The sequence below is a fragment of the Jiella mangrovi genome, from assembly GCF_017815135.1.
GTDB lineage: Bacteria > Pseudomonadota > Alphaproteobacteria > Rhizobiales > Rhizobiaceae > Jiella > Jiella mangrovi.
This window is the reverse complement of sequence record NZ_JAGJCF010000005.1, coordinates 1-19,791: the sequence shown is the minus strand read 5'-3', so window position 1 is coordinate 19,791 and position 19,791 is coordinate 1. Positions and strand designations below refer to the sequence as shown.

13 protein-coding genes are annotated in these 19,791 nt (G+C 60.5%); 6 read left to right on the top strand and 7 right to left on the bottom strand.

Annotated features, from left to right (window positions below; all coding sequences use genetic code 11):
- Positions 1 to 205: 205 nt before the first annotated feature.
- The 7 genes from J6595_RS09215 to J6595_RS09185 form a co-directional block, all read right to left on the bottom strand.
- Entirely contained in the window at positions 206 to 1,948 is a 1,743-nt protein-coding gene (locus J6595_RS09215) for a TniQ family protein (protein WP_209594191.1), read from the bottom strand.
- 3 nt (positions 1,949 to 1,951) lie between these two features.
- Complete coding sequence (locus tag J6595_RS09210) at positions 1,952 to 3,088, bottom strand: ATP-binding protein (protein WP_209594190.1); 1,137 nt, start codon at positions 3,086 to 3,088, stop codon at positions 1,952 to 1,954.
- 1 nt (position 3,089) lies between these two features.
- A complete protein-coding gene (locus J6595_RS09205; RefSeq protein ID WP_209594189.1) occupies positions 3,090 to 5,315 on the bottom strand; it encodes a Mu transposase C-terminal domain-containing protein in 2,226 nt (741 codons plus the stop codon).
- Positions 5,312 to 5,869 (bottom strand): hypothetical protein, encoded by a 558-nt coding sequence (locus J6595_RS09200; protein ID WP_209594188.1) that lies wholly within the window; start codon positions 5,867 to 5,869, stop codon positions 5,312 to 5,314. Before J6595_RS09200 ends, J6595_RS09205 begins: the two co-directional genes overlap by 4 nt.
- A 59-nt stretch (positions 5,870 to 5,928) precedes the next feature.
- Complete coding sequence (locus tag J6595_RS09195) at positions 5,929 to 6,108, bottom strand: hypothetical protein (RefSeq protein ID WP_209594187.1); 180 nt, start codon at positions 6,106 to 6,108, stop codon at positions 5,929 to 5,931.
- Between the two features lie 445 nt (positions 6,109 to 6,553).
- Positions 6,554 to 8,515 (bottom strand): AAA family ATPase, encoded by a 1,962-nt coding sequence (locus tag J6595_RS09190; RefSeq protein WP_209594186.1) that lies wholly within the window; start codon positions 8,513 to 8,515, stop codon positions 6,554 to 6,556.
- Positions 8,512 to 9,036 (bottom strand): hypothetical protein, encoded by a 525-nt coding sequence (locus tag J6595_RS09185; RefSeq protein WP_209594185.1) that lies wholly within the window; start codon positions 9,034 to 9,036, stop codon positions 8,512 to 8,514. The genes J6595_RS09190 and J6595_RS09185 overlap by 4 nt, the downstream gene beginning before the upstream one ends.
- Before the next feature lie 450 nt (positions 9,037 to 9,486).
- On the opposite strand from J6595_RS09185, the gene J6595_RS09180 reads away from it, so the two are divergent.
- The 6 genes from J6595_RS09180 to J6595_RS09155 all read left to right on the top strand — a co-directional run bounded on the left by J6595_RS09180 (position 9,487) and on the right by J6595_RS09155 (position 19,470).
- The gene (locus J6595_RS09180) at positions 9,487 to 11,850 is read left to right on the top strand and encodes a tellurite resistance TerB family protein (RefSeq protein WP_209594184.1); all 2,364 of its coding nucleotides are present in this window, start codon (positions 9,487 to 9,489) and stop codon (positions 11,848 to 11,850) included.
- Entirely contained in the window at positions 11,847 to 13,166 is a 1,320-nt protein-coding gene (locus J6595_RS09175; RefSeq protein ID WP_209594183.1) for an ATP-binding protein, read from the top strand. The genes J6595_RS09180 and J6595_RS09175 overlap by 4 nt, the downstream gene beginning before the upstream one ends.
- Positions 13,147 to 15,354, top strand: coding sequence for a DEAD/DEAH box helicase (locus J6595_RS09170; protein ID WP_245197890.1), 2,208 nt, complete (start codon positions 13,147 to 13,149; stop codon positions 15,352 to 15,354). The genes J6595_RS09175 and J6595_RS09170 overlap by 20 nt, the downstream gene beginning before the upstream one ends.
- A gap of 746 nt (positions 15,355 to 16,100) precedes the next feature.
- A complete protein-coding gene (locus J6595_RS09165; RefSeq protein ID WP_209594181.1) occupies positions 16,101 to 16,778 on the top strand; it encodes a vWA domain-containing protein in 678 nt (225 codons plus the stop codon).
- Positions 16,778 to 17,551: a PP2C family serine/threonine-protein phosphatase gene (locus J6595_RS09160; protein ID WP_209594180.1), complete on the top strand. Its 774-nt coding sequence runs from the start codon at positions 16,778 to 16,780 to the stop codon at positions 17,549 to 17,551. Before J6595_RS09165 ends, J6595_RS09160 begins: the two co-directional genes overlap by 1 nt.
- A complete protein-coding gene (locus J6595_RS09155; protein WP_209594179.1) occupies positions 17,548 to 19,470 on the top strand; it encodes a helix-hairpin-helix domain-containing protein in 1,923 nt (640 codons plus the stop codon). Before J6595_RS09160 ends, J6595_RS09155 begins: the two co-directional genes overlap by 4 nt.
- Positions 19,471 to 19,791: the final 321 nt, after the last annotated feature.

Sequence of the window (19,791 nt, the reverse complement as noted above, 5' to 3'; positions counted from 1 at the left end):
GGCTGACGACGAGATCAGACAGCTTAAGACGCGGCATACGGTGGCTCCTTGTCATGAGAACATAGAGTGAATCACCTAACCTCGCAAATTCAAAAGATTTCTTATTTCTCCCGCAGGAGGAAAACTTTTCCGACGGGATATCAAGCGCGACGTTCACCCCCCCCTTGAAGAACGTGCGATTTCTAGATGTTAAATGAAAGAATTCTCACATCGATAGCGCGGATCGAACCTCCGACAAACTCACCCTCGCAAACGTCCTCCCGTTCGCCGGGTGGATGACTGAGCGCTGACTGATCTTGCCTTGCGCGATGAGAGCCCGGATGGTCCGAGGACGGGTCCGAACGATCTCCGCGGCTTCCTTCACTGGCATATCGTCTGGCGGACCGTTTTCGGACACGGGCGCCATGACGCCGAGAAGCTCCTTGCGCCGGAAGATTAGGCCGGAGAGATCGTGGGTGGATGGCAGAACGCCGCGCCACACGATGCGTCCACCGTCGATATGATCAACGAGCGCCGGAAATGGCAGATGCAGATGTCGAGCGGCAGTTTCGATGCCGACGTGATCCTTGTCAGGGTTGGTGATTTCCTCGGCTCCCCCGATCAGCCGATCACGAAGGCATTCGAGCTTGTGTCGGTCGTAGATGCGCCAGTCTCGCGACCCTTCTCGGCGAACGTCGTCTCGCCGAAGCGAGTCGAAATTCAACAGGTACTTCTGCCCCACTCCGAGGAATTCCGCCGCTTCGCCAATCGTCATTATCGGTGCGCCTGGATCGACACGTGACGACTGCCCCTTGCGGGGACGCAAACGGTCAAGGGCCTCCTTCGAAGGTAAAAGCTCAGCCGCGAAGGTGATCTTATCCGGCGTTAGCCCATCCATGTCGTAGGGGATCAATCCAGCGGTTCGCAGGCATGCCCGCATCACCTTCCAGCTCATGCCGGTCTCTTCGGATGCCGACATGATAGAGTGAACCTGTCGGCGCGGAGCCCTGCGTTGGTAGAAGTGCCCGGTTACGGAAAGCGGAAGCTTCTGAAACGCGACCACGCACGCCGCATCCTTGACGCCGTCGTAGGCAGGGTCGTCGATCTCGTCCAACGTCTCGCCCACATCGCCGAGAATCGACTGTAGACCAAAACCTCGCGTTGGATCGTTCCTCGCATCCTCGATCATGCGATCGACCCAAGCTTGGAGCCCCACGCGTCCTTCTCGCAGGATCTCGAAGCCCCGATCCGCAATCAGGTTGTCCTTGTCCGAGAGCATCGTTTCCTTCTTCCGGATCTGACCAGGATAAAGGTCCGAGTGCCCGACGAGTGAGCAAAGGCGCGCCGCCGCATACCAAGGCATCTCGTCGAGAATGTCGATCCTCAGCCGCTCGACGCAGAGCAGTCGCGACCTCAGATAGGCCTGCCTATCGAAAAACGCGCAGGTCTCCGGCTCAATCGGGGGCGTGTCATGGCGTGCAACGTACCAACGAAACCATTGGCGTACGTCGATCGCGTGGAGCTGCCTCGCGGGCTTCAACTCGTGAAGCCGGACCTGATGGCGGGCACAGGCCGTGATCGGTCTCAACTTCCAGTCTAGCCGTTCGCGAACCCGTTCCTCTTCCTTGAGCCAATCCGGCCCTTGAAGATCGTCACGAAGGCAAGCAGGACAAAAGGTGATGGTTCGGCCGCGGATATCGTTCAACGCCAGGATTTGCCCGCGAATCTCCACGCGTGAGCCTGGAAGCTGCCGAATAGAGTTCGCCTGCAGCATACCCGTTGGGACATCGCCCGCACGGGCCAGCCGCTCGATTCCCTCTTCCCTGCCGCGTGACAGGTCGGCCGGACGGGTCTCCAAGAAACTGCAAACGCTCCAGATTGACGCGAAGCCGTTCGCGCCTCCGAGACGTGAGGCGAAACTCAGGGGCGTTTCCGTCTCATCGAAGGGCGGCCTGATCGTCCAAGACATGGATCAGGACCTCTTCCGCTTCAGACTGTCGCCTTCCGCCACCTTCCTGGCCTTCGATCCACGCTCGTCGTCGTTGACCAGGATGTCATCCTCGGCGACGTAAGTCTCCAGCTCCGGATCACTGATCCAGTGCCGCACCAACTCGAAGCGTGGCGCCAGGAAGGTGTTGTGGTCATCGTCGCATCCGGTTCGCTCCCGCAAGGCTTCGGCAAAATCGGAGACTTGAATCGTGTCGCGGCGATTGATGAGGGCCGACTCGATTGCGATCCGGATCAGCTTTTGGCAGCGACCGAACTGACAACCGCCGGCGTAGATCAGACGATGGGTGAAGTGATCACCCATTTCGCCGATCGAAAGCTCGCCCGCTGTCAACATTTCGGCCAAGAGCTTCTCGACGAACGGATCGTCATTGCCAACCTTCAGATCAGGCATCAGGAAGGTCGTGTTACGGCCCTTGACCTCATTGTCAGTGACCACGAAGCGCTCGAAGATCGGAATTCCGACGAACACGAAGGACACCGGCCATTCGTCGTCCTCGGCGAGGATCTTGATCGCGTCTCTGACGTCCTTGGAATGCGAGGGATCGGAATGACGGAGGGCATGCTGCGCTTCGTCGATCACGATGAGGGCCGTGCGCGATCGCGGAAGGTGGTTTCTAACGATCTGCCAAGTGTGGTTCGGGTCGAGCTTTGAATCGGTCGCCATCTTCACCTTCCTCAGAATCGAGATGGCGAGCTGTCCACTCGTAAACGGCCGCGGCCCTTGGATGCGGATCGCAGGCCGTAGTGTTCGGCCTGGCAGCTCGATCGGATCGAAGAGCCCAGTCTTTTCCATGATGCGCCGGGTCATTGTCGTCTTCCCCGATCCGGAGCTGCCGAGGACGGTGAGGTACTCTCCGGCGCTCTTCGTCTTGCCTCCCACCTGCGCCTTCGCCGCGGTCAGCCGCTTCGCAAAATGCTTCTTGAACTTGCCGTCACGCTTGGCGTGGCCGATGTACACCCCCTTCGCTGCCGCCAGGCGACGCTCGTAGTCTTGTGGGAGCGCATCGAGGCTGGCCAAGGCATTGTCGAGCGCGGCCAAAACGGCAGCCTCGTCTTCCAACGCTTCCTCGGGCGTGATTTCGAGATCCCACTTCGGCATTTTACTCGCTCCAGAACTCGTTGGGTTCGTCGGTCGAAGATGACAAGCCGCCACCTTGCTGATGCGGGGTGTCTGCGTCGGCGGGCGGCGCTGCGCTTTCCGTCTCTTCACCACCCACGACGATCTCGCTCAGATCTGACGCTGGCTCGGAGCGGAACGGGGAGGCCACGGGATCAGTGTAGATGTCGGTTCCAGCCGAGTTCTGGCGGTCGAGCCATGCCAGCGTCGCCCTGAAGGCGTCCGCCTTGATCCTGGCGATCTGCATTTCGAGTGTCTTCGCGTCCACGAGGCCGGCACGTGCCGCCGAACGGCGCACCAGATCGGTGATGTCCTGCAGCGCTTCGTCCCTTCGCTTCGTGATCTCGACCGGGTCGTCGATGTCGAATGCCGGAAGCCCAGCCTCCACAAGGGCGGCGAAGCTCGTCGCAAGGCGCTCAATCGACACGGCCTGTTCGATCCCGCCGACAGCAGTTGCGGTCTTCCAGGTCCCCGGCGCGACTTCGACAGAGATCTCAGTGACGTCTCGGTCGTCCACTCGCAGCTGGAGCTTGGTGCCCTGCTTCTTCATCCAGATCTGGACGAGATCCTCGCACTGGTAGAACGTTCCGAGGAGACGGATGCCCTTCTTGCCCACGGTCCGCTCGAAAGGGACGCCAAAGACTTCCCGCATCTCCTGCTTGCCCGGGACGATCTCCTGACCATGCAGCGCGACGAGACGATTCCATTCTTGTGCGGGGCTACGCCCGCCGAGGCCGCCGTGCGGTGTGGAATGGTAGACGTCGCAGATGTAGCGAATGAGCGCCCTGTTCAGCTCTTCGCACGTGATGGACGCACACTTCTCGGACTCGTAGTCCCCCTTATCGAGGACGTTGGAGAACGTCCGTCCCTCGAAGCGGGAGACCAGTCCCTGGTCAAGTGACCGGAAGAGTCGCTCGATCTTGCCGCGGAACTGCGCCAATCCGGCGTTCGGCTTCAATGTGCCGATGCCGAGCGATAGAGCCGCCACCTTGAACTCGTTCGACTTGAAGCCCGCCCCCTTGTCGGTGAAGAGGTTCTCCGGCTTTCCGTGACAAGGCCACCAGTTTTGAGCCCCAACCTCCCGGCGCAGGCTCTCCTTGTCCGTCATGATCCACCGCAAGCCCTCCAGGGCGCTACGCGCCGAGGGTGCCTCCGTCGTCAGGTAGACCGACAGAATGCAGCGCGTCGCGCAGTCGATCGCGGCCGTGAGCCAGCAGCGCGTGCGCTTGACCCCTCGCCGCTGCTCTTCGCTCATGGTCGCCCAGAGCCCGGCATCTTCACACAGCGTCATCAGGTTCACGCGCCACTCGTCCATCTCGACCCGCTCAAGCGGCCTTGTGGCCGTCGGGCCTTCGTAGGCAGGGGTGTAATTTCGACGTGCCCAGGCAGCGCCATGTCGGCCCGCCATCTTTTCGAAATCGTCGATCCTGGCGATCGCCCGCTCGAGGGTCCGCTTGGAGGGGACGACGTAACTGGTCGCCCGCTTCCTGTTCGAGTAGTTCAGGATGCGGACCAGCCGTTCGTAGAGCTGCTGGACGGATGGCTTCGTCGGCACGCAGTAACGCGCAGCCATCCCTTCGACGAGGCGCCGGACTACGGGGTCCAGGCGCGGCAGCCGATTGCCGCTCCTGGCGTAGTCAGGATTGAGGACGATCGGGTCTTCGCCGGCTGCGTGGTATTCTCGCACCCAGCGGCCGAGCTGGCTCGGCGACGGATCGTCGAAACCGGTCCGAGGTGCCGCGCCTCGCTTCGCACGGGTGCGAGGCTCCCGATCAGCTTCATCTTCATCCGAAAGAAGCTTTCCGACGAGCGGGATGGCCTCTACGAGCCGCTTCGGCGACTTCTTCACGATGCCCTTCTTGTACAGGTCGTCGAAAGTCTCGACCCACTTCAGGCGATGCATCACGATGGCGAGCTGCTCGGGCTCGAGGTCCGACAGTCGCGAGACGTTGCGCGCCCGCCGTCGCACGGAGTCGAGGGAGAAGTAGCCACGATCGACCTGGATCTTCTCCAGGTGGAGGTCTCGTTCGAACTCCTCGTACGAGACCTCCCGCGTCACCCCTGCCTCGACGTTCCGAAGAACGTACGCCAACTCGTTCGTCTCGATCCAACGGTGCTGAAGACCGTCGATCAGGATGCGATCGTCGGCGCCCAGGCGGTACCGGTTGACCGGCCGGAACGACCGGCCGATCGGCTGATGGATGGTCATCGGCGGACCTCCTTTTCTGCAGCTTCCACGAAGGCATCGGTGTCGAGGAGAGCCCTGTGAGGCATCACGACCTTGCCGTGGGCGACGAGCCGGGCCACGGCAGAAAGGCAGCGGTGTCCCAGCTTGGTCCTCAGGTAGATGTCGACGACCTGGATCGGTCCCTCGGCAGCCGCGATGCAGTCCATTGCGACCTGGTCCGCCTCGTCATCGGTGAGAGCGAGAGCGCGGTTGATCAGCTTCGCCCGGTGGATCTGCCAAGGGGCAAGATGATCCTCGTTGACCGCATAGAGATGAGCCGACGCCAGCCGTTGGTCATCCCGTTGAAGAAGCTTCAGGATCTCCAGAAGCCCCTGATAGCGAGACGATCGACGCGGCTTCACCGCGAACAGATGCAGCCCGTTCGACCGCCAGACGCCGGCGTCGAAGAAGTGTCGGCGACGCTGATCGCCGTGGCCGTAGAAGAACGGACCGAGCTGGACTGCGACACCGCTGACGTCAGGCCGAGCGACGGCGATCGTCAGGTTGCCGATCTCCATGTTACTGTCGATGTCCAACACGGTTCCCTCCATCACGGCCGCCCTTCCCTTGACGGAACTATCCGACGATGCCGCGGTCATGCGGCCCGGCTCCCGGATGCTTTTTTGAATGCGGCAGCGCGGAACGCTGCTCTATGTCCCCTCCGTCCTCCGGTCGTGACGACCTTGTTCCCGGCGTTCACGCTCGCCGCCTTCTTCAGCAGCGAGCTGGAACCGAAGGACATTTCTTGTTCATCGAAATTGATGGCATCGAACATCTGAAAGACCCCTGAAAGTTGTAGGTAAAGACAAGGTTCTTCCGTCCTCGGGCCGCGCTCAGGCGTGCCGAAGGCTCCTTGAAGACCTACGGGGCTGTCCGGAAGTAAGGCCGCATGGGGCCATACGACTTTTCAGCCACGTATTTGGGGGCAGGCTTTCTTGATGATCATGGACGAACTCCGGACACAGCATGAGGCGGCGACGGAACGCGACTTGGCGCCCGGCGTGGTTATTGCGGTGATGCTGGTCCGAAGTGCTGGTGGCTGCGTTAGCCGGCCGGAGCGAAGCTCGCCCGGACAAACGCCGTCAACATACGGTCGGACCGTAATATCGCTGAGGGTTTGGGGAATCGGGCAAACATTGAAGAGCGTCTTCTCCGGTTAAATGCTCCAGAAGTCGGAGCGACCTCACTTTGCAGCGAGGGGAAATTAGGATCCCACGGAACTACTTCGGTCCCGTTAATTCATTAGGCCAAATTGTGTCTCGGAACGCAGAAAGTGTTGCTCGGCCGAGGACTTGCCTCTCCAGAGCCAGTTCCGCCAGCGTTTCGATGGCGTAACGATCGCGCATCGCAGCGAGAAGGGCATCCGCATAGGCGATCCGCAGCCGACGCTCGACCACAGCCTCGTCGATCTTCTCGACTAGACCCAGGCGCGTCCCGAGTCCGTACCGGCCCTCGATCATCGCCACCAGCTGGGTCGCCTTTCCGAGATCCGACATCTGTGGGCCGCCTGCACCAGCCGAGACCGATCCGAGAACGACTTCCTCGGCCGCCCGGCCGGCAAGGCCGATCGCCAACTGCGCGTGGAGGTCCTCGAGAAGAAATTCAGAGACAGGAACGTCGTGAACGACCTCGCCCCCGTTTGCGGCCACGATTGAGAGGCTGCGCGGGACCTGCCCTTGGCGGAGAATGGCCACTGCATGACCCGCTTCGTGGACGGCGACACGGCGGCGCAGACCCGCCGGTCGATCATCGACAGGAAGCGCGACCTTCAGAAGATCGGAGCCAGAGGGTTCGCGGCCCTCGCTTCGTGCCAGCTGTCGAACGTCTCTTGCGATACGTGCCGCATCGGCGCCGCTCGTCGATCCCGCTAGCGTGACAGCGGCCGGCTGGATCTCGTCTTCAGGAACCGTCGGGAGGTGGTGCGCGAGGATCTTTGCGAGATCGTCTTCGTTCGGCAGCCCGATATGGAAACGCCGGTCCAGGCGTCCGGAACGGACCAATGCCGGATCGAGATTGCGATCGTCGTTGCAAGCCGCCAGGACGATGACGCCTTCGCGGCGGCCGGTGCCGTCCAGGCATTCGAGAAGATTGTTCACGATCGTCCGCCACCAGTCGTCGTGTCGCGTCGTGGCGCCTCGAGTGGGAATCGTGTCGATCTCGTCGATGAAGACGATGCATGGCGACTGTGAAGCCGCCTCGGAGAACGTCTTCCGGATCGATCTGGTCACATCGCCGAGGTGGCCTTCTCCCGTGCCCTGCCAGGCCGAGTACGACGTCGGGATGAAGGCGACGCCGCACGACCGGGCAAGCGCCGAGGCAAGCAGCGTCTTGCCGGTGCCAGGCGGGCCGACGAAGAGAGCGCCGGCGTCGACGTCGATCCACGATCGCGTACCAGCCCGATATTCTCGCAGGGCATCGACGAGCCGCAGCCCCCAGACGCGGGCCGGCCCATAGCCGTAGAGGCTTTCAAGCATCGGCACGGCCGTTTCCGTCGCCGGACGGCGGTGCGCCGCGGCGATCAGTCGGACCGCTTCCTCTGCGGTCGACGACCGCCCGATCGCGAGATCCAGCCACTGGGGATCGACGTCGGAAACACCCAGGTCGGCCGGCCAAGAGGCGTTTGAATCCGGGAAAGCCGAGGCGACGGCTCCCGCAAGGTCTGCAACGTCGATCCGGATGACGTCGACGGTCATGTGGGCGATCGCCGCGACCGCGGGATCGAGGTCCTCTCCGGCGACGAGGCCGACGATGGTGATACCCGACGAGAGCATCGACATGACAAGCTCAGTCCGTTCGCGCTGGCCCTTCCGTTGCCACGAACGGCTCGCGATCTCGTCCGCCGGCACATAGTGGGGCCGCGAAAAGACGATCTCCTCGGTCCGGACCGCGTCCTCGAGTGCTGCGACGATCGCGTCGTAGGCGGGCCGGCGCCAGCCATGCGCGGCGACGTGAACGACGACGAGAGCGGGCTTTGCCGCCTCCAGGCGCCGCTTCAGACCGTCAGGGACGAGCGGCCGCACCCGGTCGAAGATCATTCTCGTCGACGGAGACATCCGCTTCAATCTCTCGTCGACTGCCTCGGCGATGGCGTCCTGCATCCCCATGTCGATCCCGGAGTTGGCGGCGGCCGGCTCGACCGAGGACTTCCTAAGCCGGGCGAGCTTCCTGACCTTCGATGTCATCGGACGATCTCCACCCGGCTATCCGGTGCAAGCCGGCGTTCCCGCCAATCGATCCGGACGATCCGTTGCAGGGCGAGCGCGATGACGGCGCCGACGGGTTCCCGCGACTCCTGCATGCCGGATGCGGCGTCGACGAGCGTCGCCGATCCAACATCCTCAAGGTAGGCCAGCAGCCGGATGCGGTCGCCGAGGGGCACGTTGCGCCGGGCGTAGCGAAGCATCTCGCGGGCATTGGAGAGCGCCGGCTCGATCCGGATCTCGGCTTCGCAGACCGCGGTGTAGGCGAATTCAGCATCCACCGGCACGGCGTCGATGCCGCCGGCGTCGAGGAAGACCTCGCATCCGCATGCGTAACGGACGAGAAAGTCTGGGATATGCTGGACGATGACGCCGTCGGGGCCGGCAAAGTCCAGCGCCTTCGGCAGGCATTGCCAAGCTTCCACCTGGTCATCGAGATCAAGAAGGACGCCAAGGTCGCGTGCGAGTGCCGACCGGAAGATCGGAATGCCGACGCAGCGCATGATCCCGGCCGGCGCATAGTGGCGTCGGGAAGCCTTGCGGCGGGTCGCGGCGAGATTGCCTTCGGCATGAAGGGGCGCGTCGCTCCCTTCCGGAAGACGCAGGATCGATGGGGATGTCATGGAGGTCGCTCCGGTGCCGCGGGATAGCGGCGAACGCTGTCAGCGCCGGAGGACGGAAGGACCGTCTAGCCCCGGCGGGTGAAAGGGGCCGCGGGTTTCGCGGCCGACAGCGTTATGAGCGAGAGGATCAACATGTCGCGAACATATGCGGAACAAAAGACGGTTGGCAAGTGGTCGTTCTGATAAGTTCGCCGATGGTTAATTTCCACTCGATCGCCAAGACGACCTGCACCGCTTCGTTGCAGACAGCCTAAGCGAGTGTTCTAATCGCTGCCAGTCGTAGCGAACCGATTCTGCGGCTTCGAGTAGTTGCCGGGCGAAGGCGAGGAAATGGAAGCTTTAATCGGGCTGCTGATATTGGTTGGGACCGCCTGGGTCATTTCTCGAGCCATCAAAGAGGGGCGTGCGCGGCGCAAATCCAGGTCTGAAGCTCGCCGGAAGAAACGATCGGCAGATTCTTCTTCACCAGCGAAGCGATCTAATCAAACTAAATCCCCGCCCTCTCGGCAAAGAACAAGCAACGGTCCAGCTTTTTCACCTTCGTCGATGTCGATCACCGCGCCAGCTCGGAAGGCTTTGACCGTTCCCAAAACGCGCTGGATACAACCGGGAGAAACCATTTCGATCAGCCGGCACCTCATCACTTCGGGTATGATCTTCGTCGGTGAGAGGGGAAGTTCGGGGCAATTCCGCCAGTTCGACAACTGCGTAATCGACCCTTCGCTTTCTATATCTAAGTCCACTTCGGACAAAGCCGGTGCTTCAATGCCCTATTGGCCGGCTTATTCTGAAATTGGGCCGGACCAGCGGCGAGCGTATGTGGATTGGCTCGCCGAAGGAAGAAACGATCCCGAAGTTGGAATCGGCTACGTCTTTCTTTTCTTCTATGGTCTTGAGCGCCGACTATTCCACGATCTCGTGGTCGAGGAAGCGAGCGCCTTTGTTACTGAAGTCAGGCGACTTCTGCATATCTACGGGTCGAACAACTCTTTCAAGAATTACGCCCGCCGATTCATCGACACGGCTGAGGCGGTGACTGGTGATCTCGACCGCTTCCATATCGAGCCAAGTCTCGACTTGGGCGGATACGACATGCCGCTAACCGTCCGCCTTTACCTCGGCCGCTGCCTTCAGCGAGGAACACCGCTCACTGAAGACGAGGCTCTTGTCTGGGTGTTATCGCATCCCGAAACACAATTGCGAACACCGGCCAGGCGCTGCTTCGACGAGCTTCGTGCCCTGTGGCGTCATCGTTTTTCGGCTCAGTACCCAACGGGGTTCAACGTCAAGCTGCCGAAGGCCCGGCTCCGTCTGCAATATCGACCAGCCAGCAGTTCGTTCGAATGCGATCTTCCCATCGGCAACGACGAAATTCCCGACGTTCTGGCGTTGAAGGCTCGCACCACGCGGCTGCAGGATCTCCTTGAAGCATGCACCAGCCAGCTCGACACATATAGCCGATTTATCGGAAAGAATCCGGCGTCTCGTGGTTCACTCGAGGCTGCTTCCTCGCTTCCCCGGGAAATCATGATGGAAGCGGGGGGCAAACGACTTGCGGCGATCCGGAAACAACTCGATCTGCAATTTGCGGAGAAGGCGCACCTCGTGATGCGGGTGCCAAGACTTCTCGAGGCATTGCAGATTAAGGTCGATGCGAAGGCCAAGCTTTCAGCAGGAGCCGCGAACCAGATCGCCTCCATCCTGGATCGGCTCGATGTCGGACATGAACCGGATCGTCGTCACGGGGCCTCGACGCCCACTGTGGATGGTCGGCTCGTCTTGTTTCGCGCCATCGGTGGAGGGGGCGTTGGCCACGATTCCCTTGCTTTCCGCTCTGCTCGGACGATGGTGGAAATCGGCGCGATCGCGGCGGCGGCCGACGGGAACTCGGCTCCGGAAGAGTTGGAAAGCGTGAAATCCGACCTCTTGGCGATCCCTGATCTGACGTCATCCGAAAAGGAACGTCTAACCGCCCTCGCGGTGCTTCTCCTGAAGGACGCCCCGAGTCAGGCACCGGTCCTCAAGCGCCTCGCGGCTCTTCCCGAAATGGAGAAGCGGCGCGTTACGCAGTCGGCGATATCGGCTGTCCTTGCCGATGGTCATGTCTCACCTGCCGAGGTCAAGTTCATCGAAAAGCTTCACAAGTCGCTGGGCTATCCAGTGGAACACGTCTACGCAGCGCTTCATCGCGGCACGGTTGTCGCCGACGAGCTGCATGTGGTCGCCGTTGCGGAACCGAGCCGCGGCCTTCCAATTCCGGCGCCACCAGATGAACAAAAGCCGGCCAAGCCAGAAATCTCGATCGACCATGCGCGGCTTGAACGTATTCGAAATGAGACCGTGGCTGTTTCCTCGCTCCTCTCGGATATCTTCAGCGAGGACATCCCCGACGAGCCTGCCGAAACGCCCCACGAATATCAGGACCAGCACCAGGATGCGCAGGTCTCGCCCTTTGCTGGGTTGGACGAAGCGCATGCCAATCTGCTCAAGGCCCTTGTCCGCTGGCGCCGGATGTCCCGCAAGCAGTTCGAGGCGTGTTGCCGGGAGCTAAAGCTCCTGCCTGACGGTGCCATCGAGACGATAAACGAGTGGGGCTTCGACCGTTTCGACGAAACCGTTCTTGAAGACGACGGCGACCTGGTGGTCGTCGATCACCTCCTGCCTGAACTTCAGACCATGGAAGACGCAGCATGACCCGACAGCCTGCTATCCGCCCCAAGGAACGCGACACCATCATCCAGGCACTCTCCGCGGGGGTTGTCCCGCGGACTGGGCTCCGGCACGTGCAGGTCGGGCGGGCGGCCGAAGTCGGCGCACTCGTCCGCGATATCGACCGCATCGCGGACGATGGCTCGGCAATTCGCTTCGTCATCGGCGAGTATGGCGCGGGAAAGACGTTCTTCCTCAACCTCGTCCGCCTGATCGCGCTCGAACGTAAGCTCGTCACCCTCCATGCCGACCTCGCCCCCGACCGACGGGTGCACGCTTCGAATGGACAGGCTCGATCGCTCTATGCGGAAGCCGTCCGCAACATGGCGACGAGAACAAGACCGGAGGGCGGCGCGCTCGCCAGCGTCGTGGAGCGCTTTGTCACCGAGTGCGTCAAGGAGGCGGAAGGATTCGGGCGCGACGTCGAGCAAGTCATCGACGCCAAGCTGGCCCAGCTTCAGGAGCATGTCGGCGGCTACGACTACGCGACGGTTCTCAAGGCCTATTGGCGTGGCAGCGAAAACGGCAGCGATGAGACGAAGTCGGCGGCACTGCGATGGCTGCGCGGCGAATACTCGACCAAGACGGAAGCGCGCCAGGCGCTCGGCGTCCGCAACATTATCGATGACGGCGACGTCTACGACGCTCTCAAGCTCCTCTCGGCCTTCGTGCGTCTGGCCGGCTATGACGGCATGCTCGTCGTATTCGACGAGATGGTGAACCTCTACAAGCTTCAGAGTTCGCAGGCGCGGAATCAGAATTTCGAGCAGATCCTGCGAATGCTCAACGACGTCTTGCAAGGCAACGTCGGTGGAATCGGGTTCGTGTTCGGCGGTACTCCCGAGTTTCTCATGGACCCCCGGCGTGGTCTCTACAGCTACCAGGCGCTGCAGTCCCGTCTTGCCGAGAACACCTTCGCAGGCAGCGGCCTAGTCGATCTCTCGGGACCGGTGCTGCGGCTGCAGAACCTGACGCCGGAGGACCTTCTGGTACTGCTCGCGAACATTCGGAGCGTGTTCGCAGGCGGCAATCCCGAGAACCACCTCGTGCCCGACGAAGCGCTTCAGGCGTTCATGGTCCACTGTAGCCAGAAAATCGGAGAAGCGTACTTCCGAACGCCGAGGAACACGATCAAGTCCTTCGTGCAGCTCCTCGCGATCCTCGAGCAGAATCCCGGGACTACGTGGCAAGGTCTTGTCGGAGAAGCCGACGTGACGGTGGACGTCGAGGCCGATGTGGCCGATGGCGACGCGAGCGACACGGGCACCGAAGGCGACGAGCTTGAAACCCTCCGACTCTGAAACTGTGGGAAGTTTCGATCTTCTGCATCCGGAGATCCGACGCTGGATCTGGGAACAGCAGTGGCAGGAGCTGCGTGACGTTCAGGACCGCGCCATTCGTACGATCTTGCAGTCCGAGGCCGACGTCCTCATCGCTGCAGCCACTGCCGCCGGCAAGACCGAAGCTGCGTTCCTCCCCGTGCTCACCGCCATCGCTGGACGGGACGGAGAAGGGTTCGGCGCGATCTACATCAGTCCACTGAAGGCGCTGATCAACGATCAGTTCCGACGGCTGGATCTCCTGTGCGAGCGGATGGAGATCGATGTCGTTCGTTGGCATGGTGACGCACCACAGTCCGCCAAGCAGCGGGCGCGCCGAGATCCCAAGGGAGTGGCTCTCATCACACCGGAGTCGATCGAAGCGATGATGGTGCGACGACCGGCGGATGCGCGGCGTTTGCTTGGCAACGTCGACTTCATCGTCATCGACGAACTGCATGCGTTTCTCCGGGGTCCTCGCGGGCTGCATCTTGCCAGCTTGCTTCAACGGATCGACGTGCTGAATGCGAAGCGCCCCAGACGGATTGGCCTATCGGCGACGATCGGCGATCTGCGCCAAGGAGCCGAATGGCTCGCGCCGGGGCGTGGCGACACGGTGTCCGTGGTCGAGTCGCCCGGCGGATCGCCCGAACTGCGTTTGCAGATCCGAGGGTACGTTCACCCTCCTGAAGTTCGAGGTTCCGCGTCACCGAAGCCCGATGCAATCGATGAGATCGTCGATCATCTCTTCAGCAGTCTTCGCGAAACCAGCAACCTCGTCTTCGCTGGCTCGCGAAAGCGGGTCGAAACGATCGCCGATCGGTTGAGGGTGAAGAGCGAAACCTGCGGCGTGCCGAACGAGTTCTTTCCGCACCATGGCAGCCTTTCGAAAAGCCTTCGCGAGGAACTTGAAGCCCGGCTCAGGGAGGGAGGACTACCGACGACCGCGGTCGCGACGACGACACTCGAGCTTGGCGTCGACATTGGAGCCGTGAAGTCGGTCGCCCAGATAGGTCCGCCCCGATCACTGTCGTCCCTTCGGCAACGGCTTGGTCGAAGCGGCCGTCGCAAAGACACACCGGCCATTCTGCGCATCTATCTGGATGTCCCGTATGTCACGGCCGATTCACCCGCCATCGATCGTCTTCGCCCGGACATCGTCATGAGCGTGGCGGCCATCAATCTGCTAATACGAAAGTTCGTCGAGCCAGCCGGTGAAGACCCTTCCGTGGCTACGGTCGTTCTTCACCAGACGCTTTCGATCATAGCCCAGCGAGGGGGAGAAACGCCTGCGAGGCTCTATGACGCGATCTGTGGTGCTGGCCCCTTGGCCATGCTGTCGAAGGCCGACTATGTAGCCATGCTCCGACATGCAGCGTCGCCGGAAACTGCCCTGATCGAGCAGGCACCAGATGGTAACCTGATGCTGTCGACCGAAGGCGAAAGGATCGTCGAAGGGCGGGATTTCTACGCGATTTTCGAGACCGATGAGGAATGGCGGCTCGTTGCGGCTGGCCGGACGCTTGGAACGATTCCGATTTCAAATGCCGTTGGCGTCGGCACGGTCTTGGCATTCGCAGGACGCAGATGGATCGTGGAAGCGGTCGACGACCGCGCGAAGGTCGTTGAGGTCGTATCCAGCCCCGCGGGCAAGGTGCCCGAGTTCGATAGCCTGTCAGGCGAGGCGATACACTCGGAACTCGCTCGAGAGATGCTGGTGGTCTATGGCCAGAGCGACGTGCCCCGATACCTCGATGAAAGCGCAGGGCGACTTCTTCTGGAGGGCCGGTCGGCATTTCGCGAATTTGACCTCGCTTCAACGCCCTTCGCTTACGAGGGGTCGAACACGTTCGTCGCACTATGGGAAGGAGCCGAAGCGATCTCGCTGACGGCGATTGCCTTCACGATGGCAGGCTACGACTGCGAGCCCGAGGAGATCGGCCTCGTTTTTCGTGGTTGCTCCCCCGATGACGTGCGCGCCGCGGCTTCTAAGATCGCCAATACGCCCTTTACCGTCGCCGACCTTGCATCGTTCGTTAAAAATCTCAGAAATGCAAAGTACGATGATTACGTTTCAGAGAACCTTCTGCGCAACCTCTGGCAAAAGCGACATGAAGGATCGATTTGTCACGTGACCAATATTTTGCGATCCTTGGCATTTTCAGCGTGACATTCTTGACCTTGAACGGGTGGTGCCAACGTCGTCGCAAGAGATTGCGGCTGCTGCGTGCCAAGGCTTGGCGACAGCTTAATGAAGGTTTTGAGCGCAGCTACTCCACCAAGACCCTCAGTCCCGATGTTCAGGTAGAACCGATCGCCTCCTCGTACTGTCCCATAAGTAGCCGTGAAAATCGTCTGGATGCGCAACCCTAGATGCGGCAGAATGGCGATTCGGAGGCATGTCCTAGAAATTTGGGGAGCTATTCATGGATGGTCAGACGATCATCGCAATCATAATCAGCGCTGCTATCATAATAGTTTGGGCAAACATCCACGCCAGCAAGAAGCGGCGCGAATATCTGCTACAGAAATATAGCGATCTGGACATTGTTTCGAAAATAATGTCGAAGAAGATATTTCAAGGAAGGACCGAGGACCAATTGATTGATTCTTGGGGAAAGCCTGCAGCCAGAGATCATAAATTCTACAAGACAAAAGTCGCGGAGACATTCAAATACAACCAAACTGGAAACAATCGATTCCGTAGCAGAGTGATGCTTGAGAATAGAATTGTGGTGGGGTGGAAGCAAACTGGGTAAATATACAATCTTAGCGGCTTGCCGGGCGAACGGGGCGCGACGGACGCGGCTTGTCTCTATACATTTTATCCACGAGACGCCTCCTGACCAGGAGTAGCGTGTCTACAAATCGACCAACCGATATCAACAGCATGAACTGCGTAATGGAGAACGCTTGATGTCCAACCCGTTTGAGCAGCAGCCTTTCAGCGGAGCCGAATTCGTAGACAACCCGGAACCTCGGTGCCCTTGCCTCTTGCTGTTGGACGTATCCGGTTCAATGCGCGGTCAGCCGATCCGCGAACTCAATGATCGGCTGACGCTTTTCCGCGACGAGTTATATGCCGACTCCTTGGCCGCGAAGCGTGTCGAAGTTGGGATCGTCACCTTCGGACCGGTGCAGGTGCTATCCGACTTCACGGGCGTACAAAGTTGGGTTCCGCCGACGCTGTCGGATCAGGGTGATACGCCAATGGGCTCGGCTATCGAGCAGGGCCTGGCGCTTCTGCGTGACCGTAAGAATACCTATAAGTCCAACGGAATTTCCTACTATCGACCGTGGATCTTTTTGATCACCGACGGTGCCCCAACTGATGCTTGGAAAAATGCGGCTGCTCAGGTGAAGCAGGGTGAAGCGGAAAAGGCGTTCAGCTTCTTCGCTATAGGCGTCGAAGGGGCCAGAATGGACATCCTTTCAGAGATCTCCACGCGGCAGCCCCTCGCGCTGAAAGAGCTGCGATTCCGAGAACTGTTCGCTTGGTTGTCGTCGTCCCTGAGTTCTGTCTCCCGTTCGAACCCCGGGGACGCCGTACCGCTATCCAACCCGACCGCACCGGACGGCTGGGCTTCAGTCTGATGAATCGTACGTGGGGATGGGCTCGCGCCCGGTCGGTCGGAACATCCCATCTCAAAACAGGGCTTCCATGCCAGGATTTCGCCCTCTGTATGGAGATGGAAACCATCTCGGGCAGCGTTCTGGCAGCCGTAGTCTCCGACGGCGCTGGCACCGCTAGCCATGCGGAGGCCGGCTCCCGGATGGTCTGCACCGGCTTTCTTCGGGCGGTGTCGAACCACTTCAAGTCGCGCAAGGGAATAGACGAGATCAGGGAAGAGGACATTTTCGACTGGCTCGACGATATACGCGAGCGGGTGAACGTTTTTGCTCGAAGAGCCCGGATACGCCCTCGAGACTGTGCCTCGACCCTTATCGGTCTTCTCGCCGGGCCAGAGAGTGCGCTTGTTGTCCATATCGGCGACGGTGCCGCGGTCGTCAGAGAGCAGGGAACGTCAGAGTGGGTCGTGCCATCCTGGCCATTCCAGGGCGAGTATGCTTCGACGACGGTCTTCATCACGGATGATCCGATGTCTACGCCATCGATCGTCATGCTCCCCGTCCGCCTCGATCGCGTCGCCATCTTCTCTGACGGGATCGAGAGGCTGGTCCTTGATCATGCGAAACGTACAGCGCACGGCCCCTTCTTTGACCGGGTGACGGCCCCAGTCGCCGCTTCGGAGATCTTCGGTCACAACGTCGCCCTCTCGAAACCTCTTCGCGAATATCTCGATAGCAAGGCAATCTGTGACCGGACCGACGACGACAAATCACTGATCCTCGGGGCAAGGCGGTGAAGGAATATCGAACGGGCGCCGGCCGTCAGATCCGTCTGACGTCGGTGCTCGGCAAGGGTGGAGAGGGAACGGTATTCCACGTCGACAGCGACAACGATGTTGCCGCAAAGGTTTATACTGACGGAAATCACCTGGAGCGGCGTGACAAGATCTCCACGATGGTTGCAGATGAGCTTTACAAGCGCTCGGCCCTCGTCGCTTTTCCCATTCAGACACTTTTCGAAGGCAGCGGTGCATTCGTCGGCTTCACCATGCGCAAAGTGGGAGGGGTTAAGCCTATTCACGAACTCTACGCACCGGGAAGCCGAAAGATCGAGTTCCCGAAGGCAGATTTCCGCTTCCTTGCGAGAACCGCAACAAACGTCGCTCGCGCGATTGCGAGCGTTCATCAAACGGGATGCGTGATCGGAGATATAAATCATAGCGGAATACTCGTCAGCGATCAGGCGACCGTAACGCTCATCGACGCTGACTCATTCCAGGTGAGGTCCGGTACGGTCGTGTACAGGTGTCGAGTCGGCGTCGGCGAGTACACTCCCCCCGAGCTACAAGGCGCGGCGCTGGATAAAGTCGATCGCGATCAGTCACACGACGGCTTCGGCCTCGCCGTGATTGCGTTTCAACTTCTCTTTATGGGGCGTCATCCTTTCGCCGGTCGGTACAGCGGGCATGGAGACATGCCGATCGAGAAGGCGATAAAGGAAGGCCGGTTCGCCTACAGCGTTCAGAGGAAATCCGAGACGAGGATGGACCCGCCACCGTTCGCTCCTACGCTCGGCGACCTTACTCCCGATCTCGCGTCTACGTTCGAACGTGCCTTCTCCTCGAACCCACGTTTCTTCCAAAACAGGCCAAACGCTGCCGAATGGATCGCAGCCCTTAGCCGCTTCGAGACCGAGCTTACCCCCTGTCGGGTCAATCCTGCTCATCACCACCCGAAAAACGCTCCGGGATGTCCTTGGTGCCGTCTCGAGAACGGAATGGGGGTCTCGCTCTTCCCCGGAGCTGGATCTTCTTCGGCTTCTGCCACCGCGAGAAACTTCGATCTCACCATGGCGATCGCAGCCATCGATAGGGTGCTCGGTCCAGGACCTGCCCCTGATCCGACCGGGAAAATCCCGCTGCCTCCGAAGATGAAAAGATCTCAAGCCGCAAAGGAGATCCGCCGGAACCATTTCGGTCGTCGCGTCGGCGGTCTGATGTTCGCTGCCCTCTGCGCCTTACTGATGGCTGGTGGCCTGTCGATTGCGTTTCTCGGATTGTTCCTCGCGGCCTACTTGGTCTTCGGCGGGGGAGAAGCCTACCAGCAGCTCCAGAGGGCGAAGACCCTCGCCGAAAATGATTGGTCTGCCGCCCTCCGAGACTGGAATTCTGAGGCAGGCGCCGGACAATTCGAACAAAAGAAGGTGGCGCTCAAGAAGTTGGGGGGAGAGTATCGGGAACTTCCTGCACTCGAGAAGTCACGCCTCGACGACCTCGAGCGCCGCCGTCGTGAGATCCAGCTGCAGCGCTTCCTGGAAGGGCACCTCATCGCTCGCGCAAAGATCTCAGGGATCGGCGACGGCCGAAAGGCAACCCTTGCATCCTACGGGATCGAGGATGCGTTCGACGTGTCTTACCACAAGGTCCTCGCCGTCCCTGGCTTTGGAGATGCCACGACAGGGAAGCTGGTCAGCTGGCGAGCAAGCATCGAACGAAGGTTCGTGTTCAATCCGGCCGCCGGAGCAGACCCAACCGCCGTTCGACAGGTCAAGGACGGCATTGCGCAGCGCCGTGCTGAGATCGAACAGGCATTGACCCGGGGGCCCGTCGAACTTGAGCAGCTTCGCGTCCATGCGATGACTGCTAGGGGTCAGCCGACCCAACGCCTCATTTCTTCTTATCAAGCACTGCAGCAGGCCATATATGATTTGCCATAAATTTGCATGGTTCAACGCGTCTCAACAGACGAGTGCTTTCTACGCCGACAAAAAAATTCTGGCGCCCGACTCACTTGTCCGCCTGATGCCTCGACAATTGCCGATGATCTAGAACTGCAATCAGAAGGAGATTTATACTCGCGAGTCGCGAAAAATGCGATCTTTGGGTGGAAATTCGCAAACTATGTGTCGCGTGTCCGACCCGAGACATAGGTGACGTTTCGTACCGGAGACATGGGTAACACTTTTCGCTTTGCGGGAGGTGTTGATGCCGTGGATGGAAAGGTCCGTTATGGACGAACGTCTGCGCTTCGTGGCCCG

What these genes read in the sequence shown, in the direction of transcription:
- J6595_RS09215 (WP_209594191.1), bottom strand. Translation starts at nt 1,948, where the DNA reads ATGTCTTGGACGATCAGGCCGCCCTTCGATGAGACGGAAACGCCCCTG.
- J6595_RS09210 (WP_209594190.1), bottom strand. Translation starts at nt 3,088, where the DNA reads ATGCCGAAGTGGGATCTCGAAATCACGCCCGAGGAAGCGTTGGAAGAC.
- J6595_RS09205 (WP_209594189.1), bottom strand. Translation starts at nt 5,315, where the DNA reads ATGACCATCCATCAGCCGATCGGCCGGTCGTTCCGGCCGGTCAACCGG.
- J6595_RS09195 (WP_209594187.1), bottom strand. Translation starts at nt 6,108, where the DNA reads ATGTTCGATGCCATCAATTTCGATGAACAAGAAATGTCCTTCGGTTCC.
- J6595_RS09190 (WP_209594186.1), bottom strand. Translation starts at nt 8,515, where the DNA reads ATGACATCGAAGGTCAGGAAGCTCGCCCGGCTTAGGAAGTCCTCGGTC.
- J6595_RS09185 (WP_209594185.1), bottom strand. Translation starts at nt 9,036, where the DNA reads ATGCGCTGCGTCGGCATTCCGATCTTCCGGTCGGCACTCGCACGCGAC.
- J6595_RS09180 (WP_209594184.1), top strand. Translation starts at nt 9,487, where the DNA reads ATGGAAGCTTTAATCGGGCTGCTGATATTGGTTGGGACCGCCTGGGTC.
- J6595_RS09175 (WP_209594183.1), top strand. Translation starts at nt 11,847, where the DNA reads ATGACCCGACAGCCTGCTATCCGCCCCAAGGAACGCGACACCATCATC.
- J6595_RS09165 (WP_209594181.1), top strand. Translation starts at nt 16,101, where the DNA reads ATGTCCAACCCGTTTGAGCAGCAGCCTTTCAGCGGAGCCGAATTCGTA.
- J6595_RS09160 (WP_209594180.1), top strand. Translation starts at nt 16,778, where the DNA reads ATGAATCGTACGTGGGGATGGGCTCGCGCCCGGTCGGTCGGAACATCC.